The organism is Mariprofundus ferrooxydans PV-1 (genome assembly GCF_000153765.1).
Taxonomy (GTDB): domain Bacteria; phylum Pseudomonadota; class Zetaproteobacteria; order Mariprofundales; family Mariprofundaceae; genus Mariprofundus; species Mariprofundus ferrooxydans.
On record NZ_DS022295.1, the window covers coordinates 1056622 to 1076530 of the forward strand.

The following is a 19909-nucleotide window of genomic DNA, read 5'->3' on the forward strand; positions in this document are numbered from 1 at the left end:
ACGTCGCCATAATGGGATGCTGCGTCCGCTCAAAGGTCGGATCATCATGTATTGAAATGAAGGATTCAGCACATAATTCTTGTCCTTATCAATCGGTACATACAGTGCACTGGAAGCTGCGGCCTCCCAGAACTTGCTCTGGCCGCCAAGGCCCGCCACCGAGAATCGAACCATGTCAAAGTGCCCGCTGCGAGGACTCATAAGACGATCTCTGGAGTCCCATGAGAGCGACTGCGACAACTCACCGATCGTCGTCTTTCCCTGCTGTGCCTTGACGATATTGGATGCATTGGCAGGCACGCCGGTGAGATTGGTTTTACTGAAGTTGTAATTGATGCCGTAAGACATGTTCAGTGTAATCGGCACGCCAAAGCCGAAACCGGCGGCACTCTTGTCTGTCTTGTAGGTAACAGTGGTAAGCGGGTCTGTTTTTACTTTGGTAAAGTTTACGGAGGCTGAGATATCACTGTCCAGAAAATAGGGGTCGACAAAGCTGCCGGTGATATTCTGTGTCACTTGGCCATACTGGCCGTTAATATTGGCCTGATAACCCTTGCCGAACAGATTACTCTCGGCAATTTTGGCGGTGAGAATCACCTTCTCACGTTGAGAAAAGCCGATACCGCCGGTAATCGATCCGGTTTTCTTCTCCTTGATCTTCACCTTCATATCCACCTGATCAGATGCATCAGTGGCTTTATCCAGTGACACACGTGCATCGTCCACCATCACGGCACGCCCCAGCTGCTCCTTGGAATGTTTGACTTGCGTACCCTGATAGAGAGAGCCTTCTGACTGCCGGATCAAACGACGCAATACGATATCATCGGTCTTGTCATTGCCTGTTATTTCAATCCGCTCGACATAAACTTTCTTGCCTTTGTCGATATCAAAAGCAACCGACACGGTGTGAGCATCCAGGTCACGCTTAAGCAGCGGAGTAACACTGGCAAAGGCATAGCCCTCATCACCTACCCTGTCCGTAATAGACTGAATGGTGTTGCGCATCTTCTCCAGCGAATAATGCTCCCCTTTCTCCAGCTCAATCAGCTTCATCAGAGTTGCTTTATCCGGCACGATATCACCCTGAACATCCAGCTGATCCACCGTATACTGAACCCCTTCATGCACACTGAAGGTGAGAGTGAAATTGGTTTTATCCGCCGACAGCGCCAACTGCTCCGAATCCACCTTCATATCCAGGTAGCCGTTATTCAGATAATACTGCCGCAACAGTTGCACATCTGCGCCAAACCGCTGCTTGTTGAATACATCCTTTTTCATCAGCGTGTTCACAAGATCAGTCTGGCGCGAAGCAATAGCTCCGCGCAACTGGCTATCGGAAAAAGCATGGTTACCGATAAAGCGGACACGACTGATACGCGTTACCTTGCCTTCATGAATCTTGACTACGACATCAACGCGTCCATCTTTCGTCGGCGTACTGATAAACTGCACACTGTTCTGGTAATAACCGTCTTTCAGGTAGCCCTTACGAAACATATTGCGATCTGCCTGCTGGTTTTTGGGATTAAAAAAGCCTCCCTCATGGAGCTTCATTTTTCGTTTCAGGTCTTTGGTTGAATGCTCATCGTTGCCCTCAATACTCAACTTGGCAATCAGTGGGTATTCCTTAACGTGACAAACCAGCTTGATGCCATGTGCGCCGCGCACACCGGTAAAACTGATATCTGAAAAGAAGCCCGATTTATACAGCGAGCGCACATCCCGGCTAAGCCGTTTGCGATCCAGCTTCTGTCCGACCCGGGTACTCATACGGGCAAGCACGGCCTGCTTTTCAACAAATTTACTGCCTTCAACATCTATAGACAGAATCACAGATGAATCATCAGCGGCATACGATAAAGAAGGCAAGCAACTGATACCTGTTCCCAGTACCAGCATCACGAACAGCAATCGAACAAAGCCTGTCATCTTATCCCCTGAATAAACGCGAAATATCATTATAAAATGCAAACACCATCAAACCGATAATCAGCATCAAACCGATCATTTGCGTGATTTCCAAAAATTTTGGCGGCAGCGCCCGCCCCCGCAACTTTTCCAACCCCAGGTACAGCAACATGCCACCATCCAGAATCGGAACAGGTAACAAATTCAGCACACCCAGATTCACCGAAATAAGTGCCAGAAAACCGATAAAATAAACCAGTCCAAGATCAGCAGTCCTGCCTGCCAGTTGCGCTATGGCAATAGGGCCGCCGAGATTATCGGGAGAAATAGCGGCTGTCACCATTTTACCAAACACAGACAGCGTCATACGAGTCATCTGCCAGGTACGGACAAAACCATAGCTCATACCGTCAAATAACCCCATACGATAGAGCTCTGCTTTATGCATGGCATGCGATGCCAGACGCACACCTATACGCACCTGCTGATGATCATCAGACACCGGCGTCACCTGCAATTGCAGTAGCGTCTGGTCACGCAGGACCACAACGGACACATCATGCCCGGCGCTGGCCTTGATTCGCTCAATGAACTGATTCACATTTGCCACCGGCCATCCGTCAATCTGACGAATAATATCCCCCGGCTTAAGGCCGGCCCTCTCGGCAGGAGAGCCACTCATCACATCATCCACCTTGATGGTCAGCCCCGGGTCAAAACCCAGCACCGAATCAGCCACGTTCAACATCAGCGGATCTGTTGACTGACGAGGCAGCGTCATATCCAGCGTTACAGGACGCTCATCGCGCTGCACACGCAGTTGCACCTGTCCACCAACATGGTCTTTCAGCTGCTCTTCCATCTGTTGCCATGAATGCACCGAGCTACGGTTCACAGCGAGGATGCGGTCCCCCACCTGCAGACCGGCCTGCTCGGCAATCGATGCCGGAGCAATATGACCGACAATCGTTGGCAATACCGACTGACCCAGCCATGCCACCAGCATAAAGGCAAATATTGCAAACACAAAATTGAAGCCGGGACCAGCTACAGCCACGGCCGCGCGTTTCCATACAGGCTGCAGGTTAAAGCTTCTGGCCCGCTCTTCCGCAGACAGCTTGTTTTCAAATTCCTCAGCCTGTTCATCGGGATTTTCACCCAGCATTTTTACATAACCGCCCAGAGGAATGGCTGCAATCACATACAGCACCTCGCCATCCCTGCTGCGCCATGAAAACAGGGCAGGACCGAAACCAATGGAGAATTTCTCCACCCGGATACCCAACCTGCGCGCCACAGTGAAGTGACCGTACTCGTGCACTGCTATCAGCAGCGCAATGGCCACAACAAATGCCAGCGATGTATGTAGAATCTCGATCATGCGCCAATCACCTCTTCCGCCAGAGATCTGGCATGCTCATCTATCTGCCACACTTCATCCAGTGTAACTACTGCACGGTCATCCACACGGGCCAGCACCTGCTCAACAGTCGTGACAATCTGCATAAAGCCGATTCGCCCGTCCCGGAAAGCGGCATTAGCGACCTCATTGGCTGCATTCAGTGTAATGGCCAGGCTATCTTCGCCGCGCAGCACCTGCTGAACCAGTGCCATGGCAGGAAAGCGCAGATGATCCACAGCATGAAAATGCAGTGTGCCGGTTTTGGCCAGATCCAGCCAGGAGATGCCCGTATCCAGTCGCGGCTCCGCCTGCATGGCATAGGCAATCGGCATGCGCATATCCGGCATTGCCAGCTGCGCCAGTGCAGAGCCATCCTGATATTCAACCATCGCATGCACGATGCTTTCCGGATGGATAATAGCCGAGAGTTTCTCCGGCGGCAGATCAAACAGCCAGCGGGCCTCTATCAGTTCCAGCGCCTTGTTCATCATCGTTGCAGAATCGATACTGATTTTCGCACCCATATCCCAGTTCGGATGCGCTATTGCCTGTGCCGGCGTCACCGCATGCAACGATGCCGGGTCTCTGTCCCTGAAAGGACCGCCGGAGGCGGTCAAAACCACCTGCTTCACCGAACCACGCTCATGACCCTGCAGACACTGATGAACGGCGGCATGCTCGGAATCGACAGGCACCACAACGGCCCCGGATGCTTCAGCTGCAGACATAAAAATGCGTCCGGCCGTGACCAGACACTCCTTGTTCGCCAGCCCCACGCGTTTACCTGCACGTACGGCTGCCAACGTCGCGGGCAGGCCGGCAGAACCGACCATGGCCGCCATGACCATATCCGTATCAACATCGCTCGCCAGATTGATAGCAGCATCCATGCCGCAGGCCAGACGCACACCCGCAGGCAGTTGCCCTTTAAGCGCTGCCGCAGCACCTTCGTCCGTCATCACAACCCATGACGGACGCAACTGACGGGCCAGTGAAAGCATTTTATCACTATTACGATGCCCAACCAGTGCGTGCGCAGTGAATTTGTCCGGATGCCGTAACATCACATCAGCAGTACTGCACCCGATAGAACCGGTTGCTCCAAGTATGGTCACGCGTAACACAGCATCTCCCACAACAACCAACTGACCGGCAGCGCCATGATCATCGCATCAACCCGGTCCAGTATACCGCCATGTCCGGGCAGCAACTTGCCACTGTCCTTGGCTCCGATCGTACGTTTAACCGCGGACTCTGAGAGATCACCCAGCATACCTGCCGCCACAACGATCACAGCCAGCAACAGGGCCGGCAACACATCCAGCACCTGCCAGTGTATCCAGCATGCCATGGCCACACTGACACCTGCCACAAGACCGGCAATGCTGCCCTCGACGGATTTACCCGGACTGATCGCCGGACATAATTTATGTTTACCCAGTTTGCGGCCGGCAAAGTAGGCGGCCGTATCAGATGCCCAGACAGCCAGACAGGCGCCGATAACCAGATACTGGCCAAGCGTGCTTGTGTGCGTTACAGCAACTGCCACGGCGAACATATACAGCCAGAAAAACAGCCATACCGCGGCAACAAAATGTGGAAAGGAGGCTTGCTGAAGGCGAGCGGAAAATACATACAGCGCAAACCAGGCCAGCATCATCAACAGGAAATAACGGGGATCGGAATGCAAACTGAAAGCGTACCACAGTGGCAGTGACGAACCGATAAATACCAGCGGCCAACGCAACTTCATCAACAATACCAACTCACCTGTGGCAAGCAGACCGACCAGAGCCAGAAAACGCTCAAACCACGGCGAAACCGAATGAAAGTACCAACCCCAGACCAGCACAATCAACAGCAATGCAGTAATAATTCGCTTGGTCAGCTCGCTCATATCACCTGTTCACTGGTCAGGCCAAAACGGCGTTCGCGACCGGCATATTCGCTTAGTGCCGCCTGCAAATCCTGTTCGCAAAAATCAGGCCACAATACATCGGTAAAATAGAGTTCGGCATAAGCGGCGTCCCACAGGTGAAAGTTTGATATACGTTTTTCGCCACCCGTTCGGATCATCAGGTCCAGAGGGGCCACATCATGGCGCCACATCATGCTACGGAATGTTTCGGGGGTCAGCGAGTTCAATGCCTGATCACAATCCGGCTGTTGCAAAGCCCAGCGCATGACATCTTTCACTGCAGCCAGAATCTCCTGCTGGCCGCCATAGTTCAGACATAGAATCAAATCCAGGTCTGTATTCGCTGCTGTTTCTGCACAAGCCTTCTCGACTGCGCGCCTGGCACTGCCCGGTAATGGTGCAATATCGCCCAGCACACGAAAACGGATACCGTTCTGCTGCATATCCGGCAAACTTCGGGGCAACATCATGGCCAGCAGACTCATCAGGCCACGCACTTCCAACTTCGGCCTATCCCAGTTTTCGGTTGAAAAGGCATAGAGAGAGAGCTGCCTGATACCTATATTCCTTGCCCATTTAACCACATCTCGTGCGACCTCGGCGCCTTTCTGATGCCCCTCCAGTCGTGCACTACCCTGGGCCTTGGCCCAGCGACCATTCCCGTCCATGATAATGCCGACATGTTTTGGCAAAGCCGGCTTACCCATCGGTGTGGATGTAGTCATCAAACAGTCAGTATATCTTGTTCTTTGTGCTCGATAACCTGATCAACTTCAGCGATGTATTTGTCGGTAATTTTCTGGATTCTATCCTGCAGACGCTTGCTCTCATCTTCGGGCAAGTTGTCATCTTTCGCCTGCTTCTTCACTTCATCATTGGCATCACGACGGATATTACGAATCGACACACGCGCCTTCTCGCCAATGGTTCTGGCTTTCTTGACCAGCTCCTTGCGACGATCCTCGGTCAGCTCAGGCAACATGATACGTACCACTTCGCCGTCACTGGTCGGATTCAGGCCAAGGTCGGATTTCAGAATAGCCTTCTCAATATCACCTATGATCGATTTTTCCCAAGGTGTAATCATCAAAATACGTGGTTCAGGTACGGAAATATTGCCCACCTGATTAAACGGCACCTCAGAGCCGTAATAAGAGACCGTCACCTGATCCAGCAAGGCTGCATTGGCACGACCTGTGCGGATGGTTGCCAGTTCCGACCTGAGTGCCACAACCGACTTTTTCATTCTTTCTTCCAATGCATCAAACATCTTCAACTCTCCTGAACCAGTGTGCCGACTGCTTCACCGGATATCGCCTTAAGCAGCTGGCCCGGCGTCGTTACATCAAAAACTACAATCGGCATATGATTGTCACGACATAAGGACATGGCCGTAGCATCCATCACACCGAGGCGTTTGGCCAATGCTTCTGTAAAGGTTAATGTCTCATACCTTTTGGCCGACGGATCTTTGGCTGGATCGGAGGTATAAACACCGTCCACTTTCGTACCCTTAAGCACGGCATCGGCCTGAATCTCCATAGCCCTGAGACTGGCCGCAGTATCCGTGGTAAAATAGGGATTACCCGTACCCGCAGCAAACACCAGAATACGCCCCTTTTCCAGGTGGCGTACAGCCCTGCGACGAATATAGGGCTCGGCGATTTCCTTGATATGCAGTGCGGATATCACTCGCACTGTTGCGCCCTGACGCTCAATGGCGTCCTGCAGGGCAATCGAGTTCATCATCGTGGCCAGCATACCCATATAATCGGCGCTGGCGCGATCCATACCGGAAGCTGTGCCACTCATACCACGGAATATGTTACCGCCGCCGATCACGATCGCCAGTTCTATGCCGCTCTGTTGAACTTCAATCAGCTCCCTGGCCAGACGGTTAATGGTATTCGTATCAATACCAAATGCCGTATCGCCCATAAGAACCTCGCCGGAGAGCTTGAGCAGCACCCGCTTATACGGGCGCTGCTCCAGTCCATTCAGAGAGGCATTCTCGACAGACTCATGATCGGCAGAAGGCATCACGCGTTCAGCTGCCCTTGATCTGAGCCGCTACTTCAGCCGCGAAATCATCTTCTTTCTTCTCGATACCTTCACCCAGCTGGAAACGAGCCATGCTGATAACAGTTGCATCACCAAGCGCCTTGCCGACCTTCTTGTCGGTATCCATGACAAAATCCTGCTCCAGCAAACACACCTCGGAGTAGAACTTGCTCAACTGACCTGCAACGATTTTATCCACAATCGCTTCCGGCTTGCCACTGGCAATCGCGCGATCAGTCAGCACAGCACGCTCACGCTCGACACTGGCCGCATCAACATCGTCACGACTGATAAACCGCGGATTAGCCGCTGCCACATGCATCGCCACACCGCGAGCCAGCTCTTCAGCCACAGGCTTGTCCAGACCAACCAGCACACCGATCTTGCCGCCGCCATGCACATAAGCGACAACCGTACCGCCATCCACTTCCGCGCGCTCAAAGCGGCGAACGCTCATATTTTCACCGATCGTGGCAATCAACTGCGACAGTGCCTGATCCACAGTAAACTCGGCATCAAAAGCCAGTGCGCCAAGTGCTGCAACATCAGCCGGGTTCTGATTAACAATAATATCGGCCAGCTTATTCACAAAACCGACAAACTGATCATTCTTGCTGACGAAATCGGTTTCAGCATTGACTTCCAGCACCACACCTACATTACCCCGAGTAACACTGACTACCACGCCCTCGGCAGCAACACGGCCGGCTTTCTTGGAAGCGGCCGACAACCCCTTCTTGCGCAGATAATCTACTGCGGCATCTATATCACCAGCGGTTTCAGTCAGTGCTTTTTTGCAATCCATCATACCTGCGCCGCTCATTTCACGCAGCTTCTTTACATCTGCAGCCGTAATCTGGCTCATTCCACTCTCCGTATCTTATCGTATTGGTTCACTCAGTTTTTGCAGCACTTGCGATAGCGTCACCACTGTCGCAAGCGCTGCTATTAACTCAAATTATCAGGCAGCCTCTTCTTCAGACGGTGTCTCTTCAACAGACACAGACATGGCCTCAACCAGATCCGCGCCGTCTTCGGCATTTTCCATGTGCCAGGCTTCTGCACCCTCCATCAGCGCATCGGCAATCTTGCTGCAGAACAGACGAACAGCACGAATTGCATCGTCATTGCCCGGAATGATGTAGTCAATACCGGTCGGGTTGCAGTTGGAATCGACTACTGCCACGACAGGGATACCCAGCTTCTGAGCTTCCTTGATAGCCAGCTCTTCCTTGCGCACATCCACGACGAACAGGCAGTCAGGCAGATTCACCATCTCCTTGATACCACCCAGTGAGCGCTCCAGCTTCTCCAGCTCACGCTGCATCTGCAGTGCCTCTTTCTTGGTCAGCAACTCAAACACGCCCTCTTCTTTCTGACGCTGCAGATCTTTCATCTTGCGTACGGACTGCTGCACTGTAGCGAAGTTGGTCAGCGTACCACCCAACCAGCGGTGATTGATATAGAACTGGCCGGCACGGCAAGCTTCTTCCTTGATTGCATCACGCGCCTGGCGCTTGGTGCCGACAAACAGCACGCGGCCGCCGGCAGTGGCCAGCTCCTGCATAAATGTGTAGGCCTCATTGGCCATACGCAGGGTTTTCTGCAGATCGATAATGTGAATGCCGTTACGTTTGCCGAAGATGTACGGAGCCATCTTTGGATTCCAGCGGCGGGTCTGATGACCGAAATGAACACCTGCTTCCAGCAGCTGCTTCATGGTAAATTGAGACATATATACTCCAGTTTGTTTTTAAGTTCCTCCACGGTCTGACACCCCGCCACTTACACAAAGCGGGACACAACGGATCAGTCCGTGTGCGAATTAGCCCTCTCGAGCGGCGCGCTTTCTAGCTAAAAGCAGAGAAAATAGCAAGCTTTGGATGTCGTATATTGCACAGCAAAACAGCAGACAGAACACCTCCGTTCACTATCATGGGTCTGCCATTGCCCGCCTGCCCCCTCACTTTCCGCTTCAGCCACCAGAGCGCCACAATTAACACAGATCGGGCAACCCCGGTGACAAGTCGGCTGTTTTATCTGAAAACGCAATGATCTCACTTCGCAGGATACCCGCGCCCAGCCATTCGATAGCCTCATCGATGGAGCGGTACACTCTGGAGTCGATCCTCGTTTCACGAGCAAAGGTGGTATATGCCCTAGCCAGACCGTACACCGCATCTGAAGCAACAACAATCGCACCTTTACTGTTAAATGTTCTCTTTTGCCCTGCTCCCATGCCGGCAGCAAAAGCAGCACCGCCTCCGGTCATTTCACTGACATCCGTTAAATACCTGCAATCCGCAAGTTCATGCACAGTGCCCTTGTCTTTATAGGCTTCGTTCAACGTTCAAACATGCTGCCCCAGCTCTACATTGGTCAACTTGCCGTAGAAAACTGACAGAAGCAGGTTATGGTTCTCAAAATATACTCTCTTGATAGACATCGCTTCCCCAACCCCATTGATTACAGCAAAGGATACAGGTTACTTTCACTATCCTGCAAGCAAAGTGAAGCAACTACCCTCTCTTTTCCCTGCGTCAGTAACCAGGATGTACTGCCAGCCAGCTCTTATCTCAGCTGGCGAGCAGCAGCGGATAACGGAAACGGGGGCCGACGCTGCACCCTTTAACCGTCCGCACCTGTGCCGTCGATATAGCCTGCTCACCAAAACGCCTGTTGATGGCATTCACGGCCTGCATCAGCTGCTGCTGACGCAGATCTTCCCGCATCAGACCAAACAGATCCGGCTGCGCATGCGCCTCGCGCTGCAGCTGTGTTGCCACAACACCGCAGCCACGATACCTCTCACCCTCGATAAACAGACGCCCCAACGCATGGTGCACCGCACCATTGATACGCTTGAGACTGTTGGTCGGCAGATCCAGACCTACTTCCAGACCCCGACATTCAAAAGATTCGAGCGTCAGAAACAGATAGAGCCGACTGACCAGCAGCTGTTTTGCCACCAGATCGGCGACCAGACGCAGGGCATGATAGCCTAGGTATGCAGCGATAACGCGTCGTTTTTCGCTGATGCGTCCCATTGACGCGGTTTTGGCCATACTTTTGGGCAGCGGCGGCTCACATTCCAGCGTTAGTATCGCACGCCCGTTCAACTCATGCCGGAGCATCTGACCATGACGACCGATGAGGCGCTGTAGCAGCCTCTCATCGGCACGGGCAAACTGCAGTGCTGTGCGTATATCCTTGCGACAGAGCAGTGCAGCACGGCTGCGTCCAATACCGGGAATCTCGCCCACGCCCAACTCAGCCAGAAAGGTGGCGATGGCCTGCACCGGCACCACTGTCACCCCGTTCGGCTTGTGATGCTCCGATGCCATCTTGGCCAGCGTACGGCTGACACTTACACCGACCGAAACCGTGATACCAAGCTCATGCCAGACAGCATGACGAATCTCATCAGCCAACTCCCGGTACGTTTTCTTCCACAGCTGGCGGATACCGTTAAAGTCGATAAACCCTTCATCAATCGAGTAGACCTCAACCACCGGACTGTAACGCCTGAGTATCGAAAACATCTGCTGTGAAATCTGACCGTAATAACGGAAATCGGGCGTCAGAAACGCGGCATGCGGTGCCATGCGGCGAGCCTCCCACACCGGCGTACCCGTACGTATACCCAATGCCCTGGCGTCATAACTTTTGGCGATGACCATGGCATTGTGATTGGAGAGCACGCAGATCGGACGACCACGCAACTTCGGATGGCGCGCCGCCTCACAGGAGGCATAAAATGCATCGCAATCAACATGTGCAATCGCACTCGGCCAGTCGGCTATAGACATATAGATTCAAAAACCTTTGCGCCGCAGAGAAGCAAGCGCCTGTGAATACCTCTAGAATTTACGGAACTGGCCGACAACTTCGCCGTAAATATCCAGCGACTGCTCCGGATAAATGCATGGATAGTCGGCATTGGCCGGCTCCAGGTAAGGGCCGCGACTATCGCCGCGCAGATATTTGATGGTAAAATCACCATCAACAATGGCTACGACAATCTTACCGATTGATGGATTCTGTTTACGTTCAACCACCAGAAAATCGCCATCGTGAATACCTGCGCCGATCATTGAGTCACCACTGACCGCCACCAGCACCGTACTGGACGGATGCTCCACCAGATATTCATCAATGGTAATCACATCACCCAACGCCTCGGTGGCGGGGCTGGCAAAGCCGGCCGGCGCCTGCCCCACATGCGGACGGGCAAAAAACATATTAGCCGGCCCCACTCGCCCGCCGGGAGCCTTCTGCAGATAGCCGGCAAACACCATGCGATCGACAAACTTCACCGCCCCCTGCTTGCTCACACCAACCAGTGCCGCGATATCCGCATAGGAGGGGATCAATCGGTAGAGGGCATAGTAATCCTGCAACCGACCCAGATAGATATGATCTTTATTCACCATGGAGCGCAGTATGGTATACGCTCGTACACTAGGCAAGCGCGAATATGAAAACATCCATGATACACGAATACGGCAGGGTCAAATGAGGCGACTTACATCCCGGCATAAACGGAAAAAACTCCCCTGTTCAGCGGCAGAAAATTCCGCCCGCAACGGATACACTCTGCACATAGACAAGCCAACACATTGATATAAATAGGCTTTTAAAAACATTCCTGTTGGCAACGTTCTTGCATTAAGTTGTACAGCGGAAGATTGAAACAGGCAGGAGCAACATATGAATCTCGGTTACTATATCTCAGGCGTGGCAGGTCAGATGGCCCAGAACAAACTTGATGGCATCGCCCATAACCTGGCCAATGTGAACTCCGTCGGTTATATGGAGGATCGCACCTCTTTCTCCTCCATGTTCTCAGGAAAAATGTCCCGCGAAGGTGTGCCGAGTAAAACATCTGCAGCTTACCTCACCGCCAGCACCCAATATGTCAGCACGCAGGCCGGCAACATCCGCCAGACAAACAACGACCTCGATTTTTCCGTCCATGGTGACGGCTATTTTCGCATACAGATGAAAGATGGCACGGAAGCGCTGACACGCGCAGGCAATTTCAAGCTGGATGCAGAAGGCAACCTGTTAAATCAGAGTGGTCTGGCGGTACTGGATAAAAATGGAGGCCCAATCCAACTACCTGTCGGCAAAATCAGCGCCACCGACAACGGCTCGTTGTATGTCAACGGCCAGCCGGTTGCCGAGCTTGGCATCTCCATGATCAAGGATTCCAGGCAGATTCAAAAGGTCGCCGGCGTGCTGATTCGTACCGGACAGGACAACATTCAGCCGGCCAATGGCAGTATCAGCGTGCATCAGGGGGAGCTGGAAGATGCCAATGTCAATTCCGTACTGGCCATGACCCAGATCGTCGACACGATGCGCAACTACCAATCGATGATGAAGGTGGCGGAACAGTACAACCAGCTCTCATCCCAGCTGAGCGACCGCGTCGGCATGGTACAGGGTTAAAATATGTCAACAGACCTGAAACAGACAACAGATAAGGGAGTTTTATCATGATGCGATCTCTATGGACGGCCTCCACCGGCATGGCCGCACAAAGCCTCAATGTGGATGTCATTTCCAATAATATTGCCAACGTCAACACCAATGGCTTCAAACGCGGCCGTGCCAATTTCCAGGACCTGATGTATCAGCAGATCAAGGCGCCCGGTGCAGAGGCCAGCGCCGCCGGCACGCAGCTGCCGACCGGCATTCAGGTAGGTCTCGGCGTACGCACAGCCAGTGTCGACAGCATCTTCTCCGAAGGCAGCTTTCAGCAGACCAACAACCCGCTCGATTTGACCATTCAGGGGCGCGGTTTTTTTCAGGTTCAGTTGGCTAACGGCGAAACAGCCTATACACGCGCCGGCTCTTTCAGCCTCGATGCGACAGGACAGATCGTCACCCAGAACGGTGATGTACTGCAGCCGGGCATCACCATCCCCGCCGATGCACAATCTATTCAGATCGCACAGGATGGCACCGTATCGGTGACACAGGCCAACGCCACGCAGACTGTGCTGGGCCAGATTCAGATTGCCGACTTTCTCAACCCGGCAGGCCTGGCCAAGCTGGGCGGCAACCTGTTTCAGCCCAGCAATGCCTCTGGCACTGCCGTTATCGGTAATCCGACTGAAAATGGTCTGGGCTCCATGACTCAGGGTACGCTAGAAATGTCCAACGTGAGCATGGTTGAAGAGATGGTCAACCTGATTGCCGGACAGAGAGCCTATGAAATGAACTCCAAGGCCATTCAGGCATCCGATGAGATGCTGCAGACCGCCAACAACGTCAAGAGGTAAGTGATGCGTCATTTTACTCCGCACTCTGCACTGCTGCTGATCGCGCTGCTTCTGCCTACCCTGGCCCTGTCCGAGCAGGCAGATACGACAGCCGACGTTACAATGCAGCAGTCATTGACACGTTTTTTCAAACATGGCGTGACACTGCGGGGAGCAACAGCCGAACTGGTTAACGTTCGGCACTGGCCGGATGCAAGCGGCAGTCTGCGCTGGTCGCTGCCTGCCTCTCTGCGGAACCACCCCGGCCGTTTTTCACTGATTGCGGAACAGGGTAATCGGCGCTGGTACGTACCTGTACAGGTTCGCTGGATGGCTACTGCCATCGTCATGCGTCAGAATATTTCGGCACGAAGCTTGCTCACACGAGATATGATGACAAACAGACGTACCGATATTGCCGGCCACCATGGTGCATGGTGGCAAAACAGCTCCACACTGGTCGGCATGCGCACGACCCGCCCGCTCGCAGCAGGCGATGTAATCCTGAGCAGTTATGTCAAACAACCGCCACTGGTCAAACGCGGAGACCTCGTCTCCATTCTGCTGGATGTAGGTGGCCTGCATATCCGCGCAGAAGGCAAAGCCATGCGCAGCGCCGGCAAGGGTGAGAGCATTCCGGTCAGGAATATGCGCAGCCATGAGATGATTCAGGCCGTAGTTGAACAAACAGGTCTGGTACGCGTGTCATTAAATGGAGGTCCCGGATGAACATCCGAACTGCTATCTGCCTGCTCTGCATCGCCCCGGTCATCCTCGGTGGCTGTATGCCGCGGGTAGATAAGGTTGCCGATGCGCAACAAAAGCAAGTTGTGAATCAGGCCCTGGCTACGCCCAGCGAGGACACATCCTCCAGCGGTTCATTATGGGCCGGTGGCGGCGCAGGTCTGATCTCCGACTCCAAAGCCTCACGCGTCGGCGATCTGGTGACGGTACTGGTCTCCGAAAGCGCCTCGGCCACGCGCTCGCTCGGCAGCAAACAGAGCAAGAAGTCTGCTCGCGACACCGGCCTGACCGCCAACATTAAATATGGCGGCGCGCTCGGCAATGCCGATGTCAATCCTTCCGGCAGCATCGGCATGACCAACTCCAAGAGTTTTGACGGCTCCGGTTCAACCAACAGCTCGGACACACTGACTGCCAGCGTCACCTCCGTGGTCACCACGGTCTATCCCAACGGCAATATGCGCATCATCGGCAAACGTCAGCTGGTCATCAACCATGAACCGCAGGAGATCACCTTCTCGGGTGTCATTCGCCCCGTCGACATTGCACCGGATAACACCATCACATCCGCCAAGGTAGCGCAGGCCGATATCAGCTATGGCGGTACAGGTTCACTGGCCGATACCGCTCATGAAGGCTGGCTATCCAAAACACTCGATAACATATGGCCATTCTGATGAGTTTTCGCCCCCTCTTCCTGCCTGCTATTGCATTATCTATGCTAATGATGCCGCTGATGGCCCAGGCCGAACGCATCAAGGATCTGGCTGATATTGAAGGCGTACGCGGCAACGCTCTGGTTGGTTATGGCCTTGTGGTCGGCTTAAACGGCACCGGTGACTCCGGCACGTCATCACCGTTCACCATCAGCAGCATCACAGCCATGCTGGAACGCCTCGGTGTCAATGTGAGAGCCGACATCACCAAGATGAAGCCAAAGAACATTGCTGCCGTCATGGTGACTTCCGAGTTACCTGCATTCGCTCGTCCCGGTCAACAGCTGGATGTCACCGTCTCCAGCATCGGCGATGCCAAGGACCTGCGAGGCGGAACCCTGCTGGTAACACCACTGCTCGGCGGCGATGGTCGCCCCTATGCCGTCGCTCAGGGGGGCCTCTCTACCGGTGGCTTCAGCATTGCCGGCAAGAGCGCCAGCACCACCAAAGGTCATCCGACCGCAGCCCGCGTGCCCAACGGGGCTCGCGTTGAGCGCGCCGCACCACGCGGCTTGTCTGCCGACCAGGACAAGATTTCACTGAATCTGCATAACCCCGACTTCACCACCGCTAAAAACATGCAGGATGCCATCAACGCCCGACTGGGTAATGGTATGGCACGCGCTATCGATTCCGGCACGGTGCAGGTCTGGAATCCGAACAGCAATGCCGTTGAATTGATCGCCCGGCTCGAACAGATTGACATCCCTCTGGACCATGCCGCCGTAGTCATCGTGGATGAACGCACCGGCACCATCGTTATGGGCCAGGAGGTACGCATCGACACCGTGGCCGTGGCGCACGGCAACATCAGCGTCAGCATCACCGAGAACCCTCAGGTATCACAGCCTAACGCCTTTGGCGGCGGTCAAACTACGACGGTGGATCGGAGCAAAGTCAATGTGCAGGAAGATGAAGCCAAGCTTGTCGTGCTGCCCAAGCAGGTATCGCTGTCCAAGCTGGTCACAGCACTCAATGCCGTCGGAGCAACCCCCAGCGACCTGATTGCAGTACTGCAGGCCATCAAGGCTGCTGGCGCATTGCATGCCGAGCTAAGGACCATGTAATGCGTGATCTCGTCGAAACCGTCATCAGCGGCATTATGCAACGGGAGCGCATGCAGCAGTCGCATGGCCAGACGCAACAGATAAACAGGTCGGCCAAACCCGCGGCACAGGTGCCAGGCCACGCGGCCCTGCACAGCGTTGGCTATCAGGTACCTGTTTCCGATCCGCAGCAAAAGGATCCTGCTCTCTGGAAGGCCAGCAAACAGTTCGAAGCCATCTTTCTGCAACAGATGATGAGTGAGATGCGCAGTACCGTCACAAAGTCCGACTTCATGCCGCACGGCTTTGCCGAAGATGTACATGCCTCGATGATGGATGAGGCCATTGCGCAGGCCAGCACGCAACAAGGGAGCATCGGTATCGCCAATGCCGTCTATCGACAACTGGAAGCCGGCAACAAGACTCAAGCAATTCCGAATCCTGCCGATAAAACGGATATGACCACTGATTTGACGATGGAGGCAATCCGACATGCGCGTTAACAACTCCGGTACCGCAACCGGTATCCACAAAAGCAGCGGCACAGGTAAAGCTAAAGATAAAGCCACTGCATCAACCGGCAAAAGCCGTGACTCGGTACAAGTCACCGACTCGGCCAGCCTGCGCGAGAAAGCGCAGGTCATGCTCGCAGACATGTCTCCGGTACGTATGGAGCGGATCGAGGAAATTCGCGATGCACTCGAAAACGGGACATATCCTCAGGACAGCCACAAGGTTGCCACTCAAATTGTTGCCAATGCACTGGCGGAGCACCCATGGTCATGACACAGCTACCCCCGCACACCATGTCCGAGTTGCATGCGCTGCTGACCCGAATGGATGCATGCGCACGCGAGCTTGAATCAGTCGCCAACGCGGAATATGAAGCGATCAGAATACTTGATGGCGATCAGATTATGGCCCTGACGGACCGGCGCATCATTATCCACCAGTGTCTGGCCAAACTTGAAGAGGACGGCAGGGCACTGCGTACGCGTGCGCGCATTCCCGAGGAGATGACAATGGAGGTGCTGATCGACCTGTTTGCAGGCAATCAGGCGAGCGAATTTCAGGCGCTGCGGCGCAACCTCTATGAACGCATGATCTACATCGACCGGCAGAGTCAGGAAAACAGTCTGCGCCTGCGCGCAGCCTACAATGTCTCTTCAACCATTCTGCAGCATCTGGGACTGGTTCAGAAGGAACAGCCTTACGGCAGGACAGCTGTTCGATGATTTTCGACAGTCTTAATATTGCCGCGTCCAGCCTGCAGACTCAGCAAAAATCCATTAATGTCGTGTCACATAATATTGCCAATGCCAACACCGCCGGCTATTCACGACAGGTGGCTGACATTGCGACACTTACGCCTGAAAGCGTCGGCGGGCTCAGTCTTGGGCGCGGCGTCAATGTGACCGGCATAAGTCGGATAGTCGATCCGATGATCAACAGCGCATTAAGCAACAACGGCAGCCAGATGAACTACTGGACCACGCAAAATACCGGCCTCAATAGCGTGGCAAATGTATTCGGCAGCCTGCAGAACACAGGCCTCGCTTCGGCTCTGGATAACTTTTTCCTCTCCTGGCAACAGCTGGCCAACAATCCGCAGGACAGTGCCCAGCAGTTCAATGTGCGCACCAAAGGCGAAACCCTGATTACCAACCTGGGAAGCATGAGTCAGCAACTGAGCGCTGCTCAGAGCAGCGCCGACGGCCAGATTGACAGCCAGATTCAACAGGCCAACAAGCTCATCGACACCATCGCCGCACTCTCCACACAGATCAGAAAACAGGAAAATGCCTTGTCGAGCAGTGCAGGTACAGCCAATGACCTGCGCGATCAGCGCGATCAAGCCGTACGCTCTCTGGCCAACCTGCTGCCGGTGCAGCAAATTAGCGACAATAATGGCGGCTTGTTGCTACAGACTGCCAGTGGAGATCTGTTAACACAGGATGGCGTAGCCCGTCACCTGGCTCGCGGCACGGCGATCGGTGGCGGCTTTGCAGGCCTGGTGATCGCCCAAACCGGGCAAGCGGTCAACATCGGCCAGAGCGGCAGCATCGGCGGACTGATTGATCTGCGTGATAACAAACTTGGCGGCTATATGTCCCAGATAAACAGTCTGGCAGCCAATCTCGCATTTTCAGTCAACCAGATCCATGCCAGCGCGGCTTCCGCCACTACGGATACAACAATGACAGCCGGTCAGCCGAGTAATGTCGCGCTGGCACTGAATGACCCGGCTCAGTCTGCCGCATTTGCCAATCAAATCGTGTCAGGCAGCTTCAAAATACACGTTTACAATGCAACCGGCACAGCCACACCAGCTGGCGGCACTGCCATCAACATCACTGCAGGCACGACAACAATGGCCGATGTCATCACCAGCCTGAATGCAGTAACCGGAATCAGCGCCAGCATGGATGCAGGCAGCCGCCTCAATATCACCGCAGCAACAGGCAGCAGCTTTGCCCTGTCCAATGACACCAGCAACACGCTCGCTGCCTATGAAGTAAACAGCTACTTCACCGGCTCGAGTGCGGCCACCCTGAACCTGTCGACATCAATCCAGGCGAGTCCTGCCGCCATTCATACCGGCCGTGTTGATCCGCTGACATCGACCATCTCCAGCTCTGACAACAGCGCTGCGATCGCGATCATGCAACTGCAGAATCAGGCTGTGTCATTTGACGGCAGCCTCAGCTCCAGCCTGCATAACCGTACCACAGCTGTATCCACCCAGTATGGCAACGATGTCGCCACATCGCTTCAGCAACGGCAGTACCGCACAGCCGAAGCCGATTCACTCAACGCTCAGCGCCAGGCCATTTCCGGTGTCAATACGGACGAGGAACTGGTCTCGATGATCAAGTTCCAGCGCGCCTATGAGGCATCGGCCAAAATCATAACCACAACGAATCAGATGATGGATTCGTTACTAGGATTGATCCGATGAGAATTACCAGCGCCCAGATGTATAATACCCTGCTCACCGGGGTAAAACAGCAACAGGATATTCTGAACCAGGGCAATGCCCAGATTGCCTCCGGCACCAAGTTTCAGACACCGGATCAGGCCGGCATAGCCTATAAAACCTCGCTGGATATCAGGCATGCCCAGGTCGGCCTGCAGGGGGACCTGGATTCCATCACCACTGCCGACTCACGCCTCGCCAACAGTATGACCATGCTCAATGATATGACCAATATCATGAAAAGAGCGCAAACCGTGGCTGTACAGATGGCAACAGCGTCCACCAGCGCCACCGAACGACTGAGCGCCGCCCAGGAGGCCACTCAACTGCTCAATCAGGCATTCAACGATGCCAACCAGCAATGGCAGGGGCAGTCGCTGTTTGCCGGCACGGCAACAGACAAAGCGGCATTTGTGACCGATACACTGGGAAATATCGTCTATAACGGCAATGCCCAGGATCGCACCATCGTCACCAGCGACGGGCAACAGGTCATCACTAATATACGCGGTGATAATCCCGCATTCGCTGCCGCCTTTTCCGCCCTGCAGGACTTCAAAACAGCACTGCAGAATAACGATACGGCCGGAGTACAGAATGCGGTGGGCGCACTGACCAGTGCAAGCGACGGGGTCATCAACATGACCAGTGATGTCGGTGCCAGACTCAACGGCGTACGATTGAATAAAACAGCCATTCAGGATCGACAGCTGAATCTGGCGACCCAGCTCAATACGAATGAAGCGGTAGATATTCCATCCGTTGTCGCCCGCATGCAGCAATCGAGCATCGCACTGCAGGCAGCCTACAGCCAAATTAACCAGATCAAGTCCCTCACTCTGACCAACTTCCTCAGATAAGC

At 54.1% G+C, this 19909-nt stretch carries 22 protein-coding genes; 10 read left to right on the forward strand and 12 right to left on the reverse strand.

Going from position 1 to position 19909, the window contains the following annotated elements; translation table 11 throughout:
- The 12 genes from bamA to SPV1_RS11805 all read right to left on the reverse strand — a co-directional run.
- On the reverse strand, nucleotides 1-1935 hold a 1935-nt coding region (bamA, locus tag SPV1_RS11750), incomplete at its 3' end, for an outer membrane protein assembly factor BamA (RefSeq protein WP_009851434.1).
- A 1-nt stretch (nucleotide 1936) separates the two neighbouring features.
- Nucleotides 1937-3295, reverse strand: coding sequence for an RIP metalloprotease RseP (rseP, locus tag SPV1_RS11755; protein ID WP_009851435.1), 1359 nt, complete (start codon nucleotides 3293-3295; stop codon nucleotides 1937-1939).
- Complete coding sequence (gene dxr, locus SPV1_RS11760) at nucleotides 3292-4380, reverse strand: 1-deoxy-D-xylulose-5-phosphate reductoisomerase (protein WP_009851436.1); 1089 nt, start codon at nucleotides 4378-4380, stop codon at nucleotides 3292-3294. Before dxr ends, rseP begins: the two co-directional genes overlap by 4 nt.
- A 47-nt stretch (nucleotides 4381-4427) precedes the next feature.
- A complete protein-coding gene (locus tag SPV1_RS11765) occupies nucleotides 4428-5213 on the reverse strand; it encodes a phosphatidate cytidylyltransferase (RefSeq protein WP_009851437.1) in 786 nt (261 codons plus the stop codon).
- A complete protein-coding gene (gene uppS, locus SPV1_RS11770) occupies nucleotides 5210-5959 on the reverse strand; it encodes a polyprenyl diphosphate synthase (protein WP_009851438.1) in 750 nt (249 codons plus the stop codon). Before uppS ends, SPV1_RS11765 begins: the two co-directional genes overlap by 4 nt.
- On the reverse strand, nucleotides 5959-6504 hold the full coding sequence (gene frr, locus SPV1_RS11775) for a ribosome recycling factor (RefSeq protein ID WP_009851439.1): 546 nt from the start codon (nucleotides 6502-6504) through the stop codon (nucleotides 5959-5961). Before frr ends, uppS begins: the two co-directional genes overlap by 1 nt.
- Nucleotides 6505-6506: 2 nt before the next feature.
- Nucleotides 6507-7274, reverse strand: a complete 768-nt coding sequence (gene pyrH / locus SPV1_RS11780; protein WP_009851440.1) for a UMP kinase — start codon at nucleotides 7272-7274, stop codon at nucleotides 6507-6509.
- A 7-nt stretch (nucleotides 7275-7281) separates the two neighbouring features.
- On the reverse strand, nucleotides 7282-8160 hold the full coding sequence (gene tsf, locus SPV1_RS11785) for a translation elongation factor Ts (protein ID WP_009851441.1): 879 nt from the start codon (nucleotides 8158-8160) through the stop codon (nucleotides 7282-7284).
- Between the two features lie 96 nt (nucleotides 8161-8256).
- Complete coding sequence (gene rpsB / locus SPV1_RS11790; RefSeq protein WP_018294889.1) at nucleotides 8257-9030, reverse strand: 30S ribosomal protein S2; 774 nt, start codon at nucleotides 9028-9030, stop codon at nucleotides 8257-8259.
- 261 nt (nucleotides 9031-9291) lie between these two features.
- The gene (locus tag SPV1_RS11795) at nucleotides 9292-9642 is read right to left on the reverse strand and encodes a hypothetical protein (RefSeq protein WP_009851443.1); all 351 of its coding nucleotides are present in this window, start codon (nucleotides 9640-9642) and stop codon (nucleotides 9292-9294) included.
- Nucleotides 9643-9871: 229 nt separating this feature from the next.
- A complete protein-coding gene (locus SPV1_RS11800; RefSeq protein ID WP_009851444.1) occupies nucleotides 9872-11104 on the reverse strand; it encodes a DNA polymerase Y family protein in 1233 nt (410 codons plus the stop codon).
- 51 nt (nucleotides 11105-11155) lie between these two features.
- Entirely contained in the window at nucleotides 11156-11728 is a 573-nt protein-coding gene (locus SPV1_RS11805) for a LexA family protein (protein WP_009851445.1), read from the reverse strand.
- 277 nt (nucleotides 11729-12005) lie between these two features.
- On the opposite strand from SPV1_RS11805, the gene SPV1_RS11810 reads away from it, so the two are divergent.
- Genes SPV1_RS11810 through SPV1_RS11855 form a run of 10 tightly spaced genes read left to right on the forward strand, consistent with a single transcriptional unit; the run spans nucleotide 12006 to nucleotide 19907 of the window.
- Entirely contained in the window at nucleotides 12006-12749 is a 744-nt protein-coding gene (locus tag SPV1_RS11810; protein WP_009851446.1) for a flagellar hook-basal body protein, read from the forward strand.
- Between the two features lie 47 nt (nucleotides 12750-12796).
- Nucleotides 12797-13585: a flagellar basal-body rod protein FlgG gene (gene flgG / locus SPV1_RS11815; protein ID WP_040881867.1), complete on the forward strand. Its 789-nt coding sequence runs from the start codon at nucleotides 12797-12799 to the stop codon at nucleotides 13583-13585.
- Between the two features lie 3 nt (nucleotides 13586-13588).
- Complete coding sequence (flgA, locus tag SPV1_RS11820) at nucleotides 13589-14293, forward strand: flagellar basal body P-ring formation chaperone FlgA (RefSeq protein ID WP_009851448.1); 705 nt, start codon at nucleotides 13589-13591, stop codon at nucleotides 14291-14293.
- The gene (locus SPV1_RS11825; RefSeq protein WP_009851449.1) at nucleotides 14290-14985 is read left to right on the forward strand and encodes a flagellar basal body L-ring protein FlgH; all 696 of its coding nucleotides are present in this window, start codon (nucleotides 14290-14292) and stop codon (nucleotides 14983-14985) included. The genes flgA and SPV1_RS11825 overlap by 4 nt, the downstream gene beginning before the upstream one ends.
- Nucleotides 14973-16091, forward strand: coding sequence for a flagellar basal body P-ring protein FlgI (locus SPV1_RS11830; protein ID WP_009851450.1), 1119 nt, complete (start codon nucleotides 14973-14975; stop codon nucleotides 16089-16091). The genes SPV1_RS11825 and SPV1_RS11830 overlap by 13 nt, the downstream gene beginning before the upstream one ends.
- Nucleotides 16091-16573: a rod-binding protein gene (locus tag SPV1_RS11835; RefSeq protein ID WP_009851451.1), complete on the forward strand. Its 483-nt coding sequence runs from the start codon at nucleotides 16091-16093 to the stop codon at nucleotides 16571-16573. Before SPV1_RS11830 ends, SPV1_RS11835 begins: the two co-directional genes overlap by 1 nt.
- Complete coding sequence (gene flgM / locus SPV1_RS11840) at nucleotides 16563-16856, forward strand: flagellar biosynthesis anti-sigma factor FlgM (RefSeq protein WP_009851452.1); 294 nt, start codon at nucleotides 16563-16565, stop codon at nucleotides 16854-16856. The genes SPV1_RS11835 and flgM overlap by 11 nt, the downstream gene beginning before the upstream one ends.
- The gene (gene flgN, locus SPV1_RS11845) at nucleotides 16853-17305 is read left to right on the forward strand and encodes a flagellar export chaperone FlgN (protein ID WP_231288392.1); all 453 of its coding nucleotides are present in this window, start codon (nucleotides 16853-16855) and stop codon (nucleotides 17303-17305) included. The genes flgM and flgN overlap by 4 nt, the downstream gene beginning before the upstream one ends.
- Nucleotides 17302-19029 carry a flagellar hook-associated protein FlgK gene (gene flgK / locus SPV1_RS11850; RefSeq protein ID WP_009851454.1) on the forward strand — a complete coding sequence of 576 codons (1728 nt, stop codon included), beginning with the start codon at nucleotides 17302-17304 and terminating at the stop codon, nucleotides 19027-19029. The genes flgN and flgK overlap by 4 nt, the downstream gene beginning before the upstream one ends.
- Nucleotides 19026-19907, forward strand: a complete 882-nt coding sequence (locus SPV1_RS11855) for a flagellin N-terminal helical domain-containing protein (protein WP_009851455.1) — start codon at nucleotides 19026-19028, stop codon at nucleotides 19905-19907. The genes flgK and SPV1_RS11855 overlap by 4 nt, the downstream gene beginning before the upstream one ends.
- Nucleotides 19908-19909: the final 2 nt, after the last annotated feature.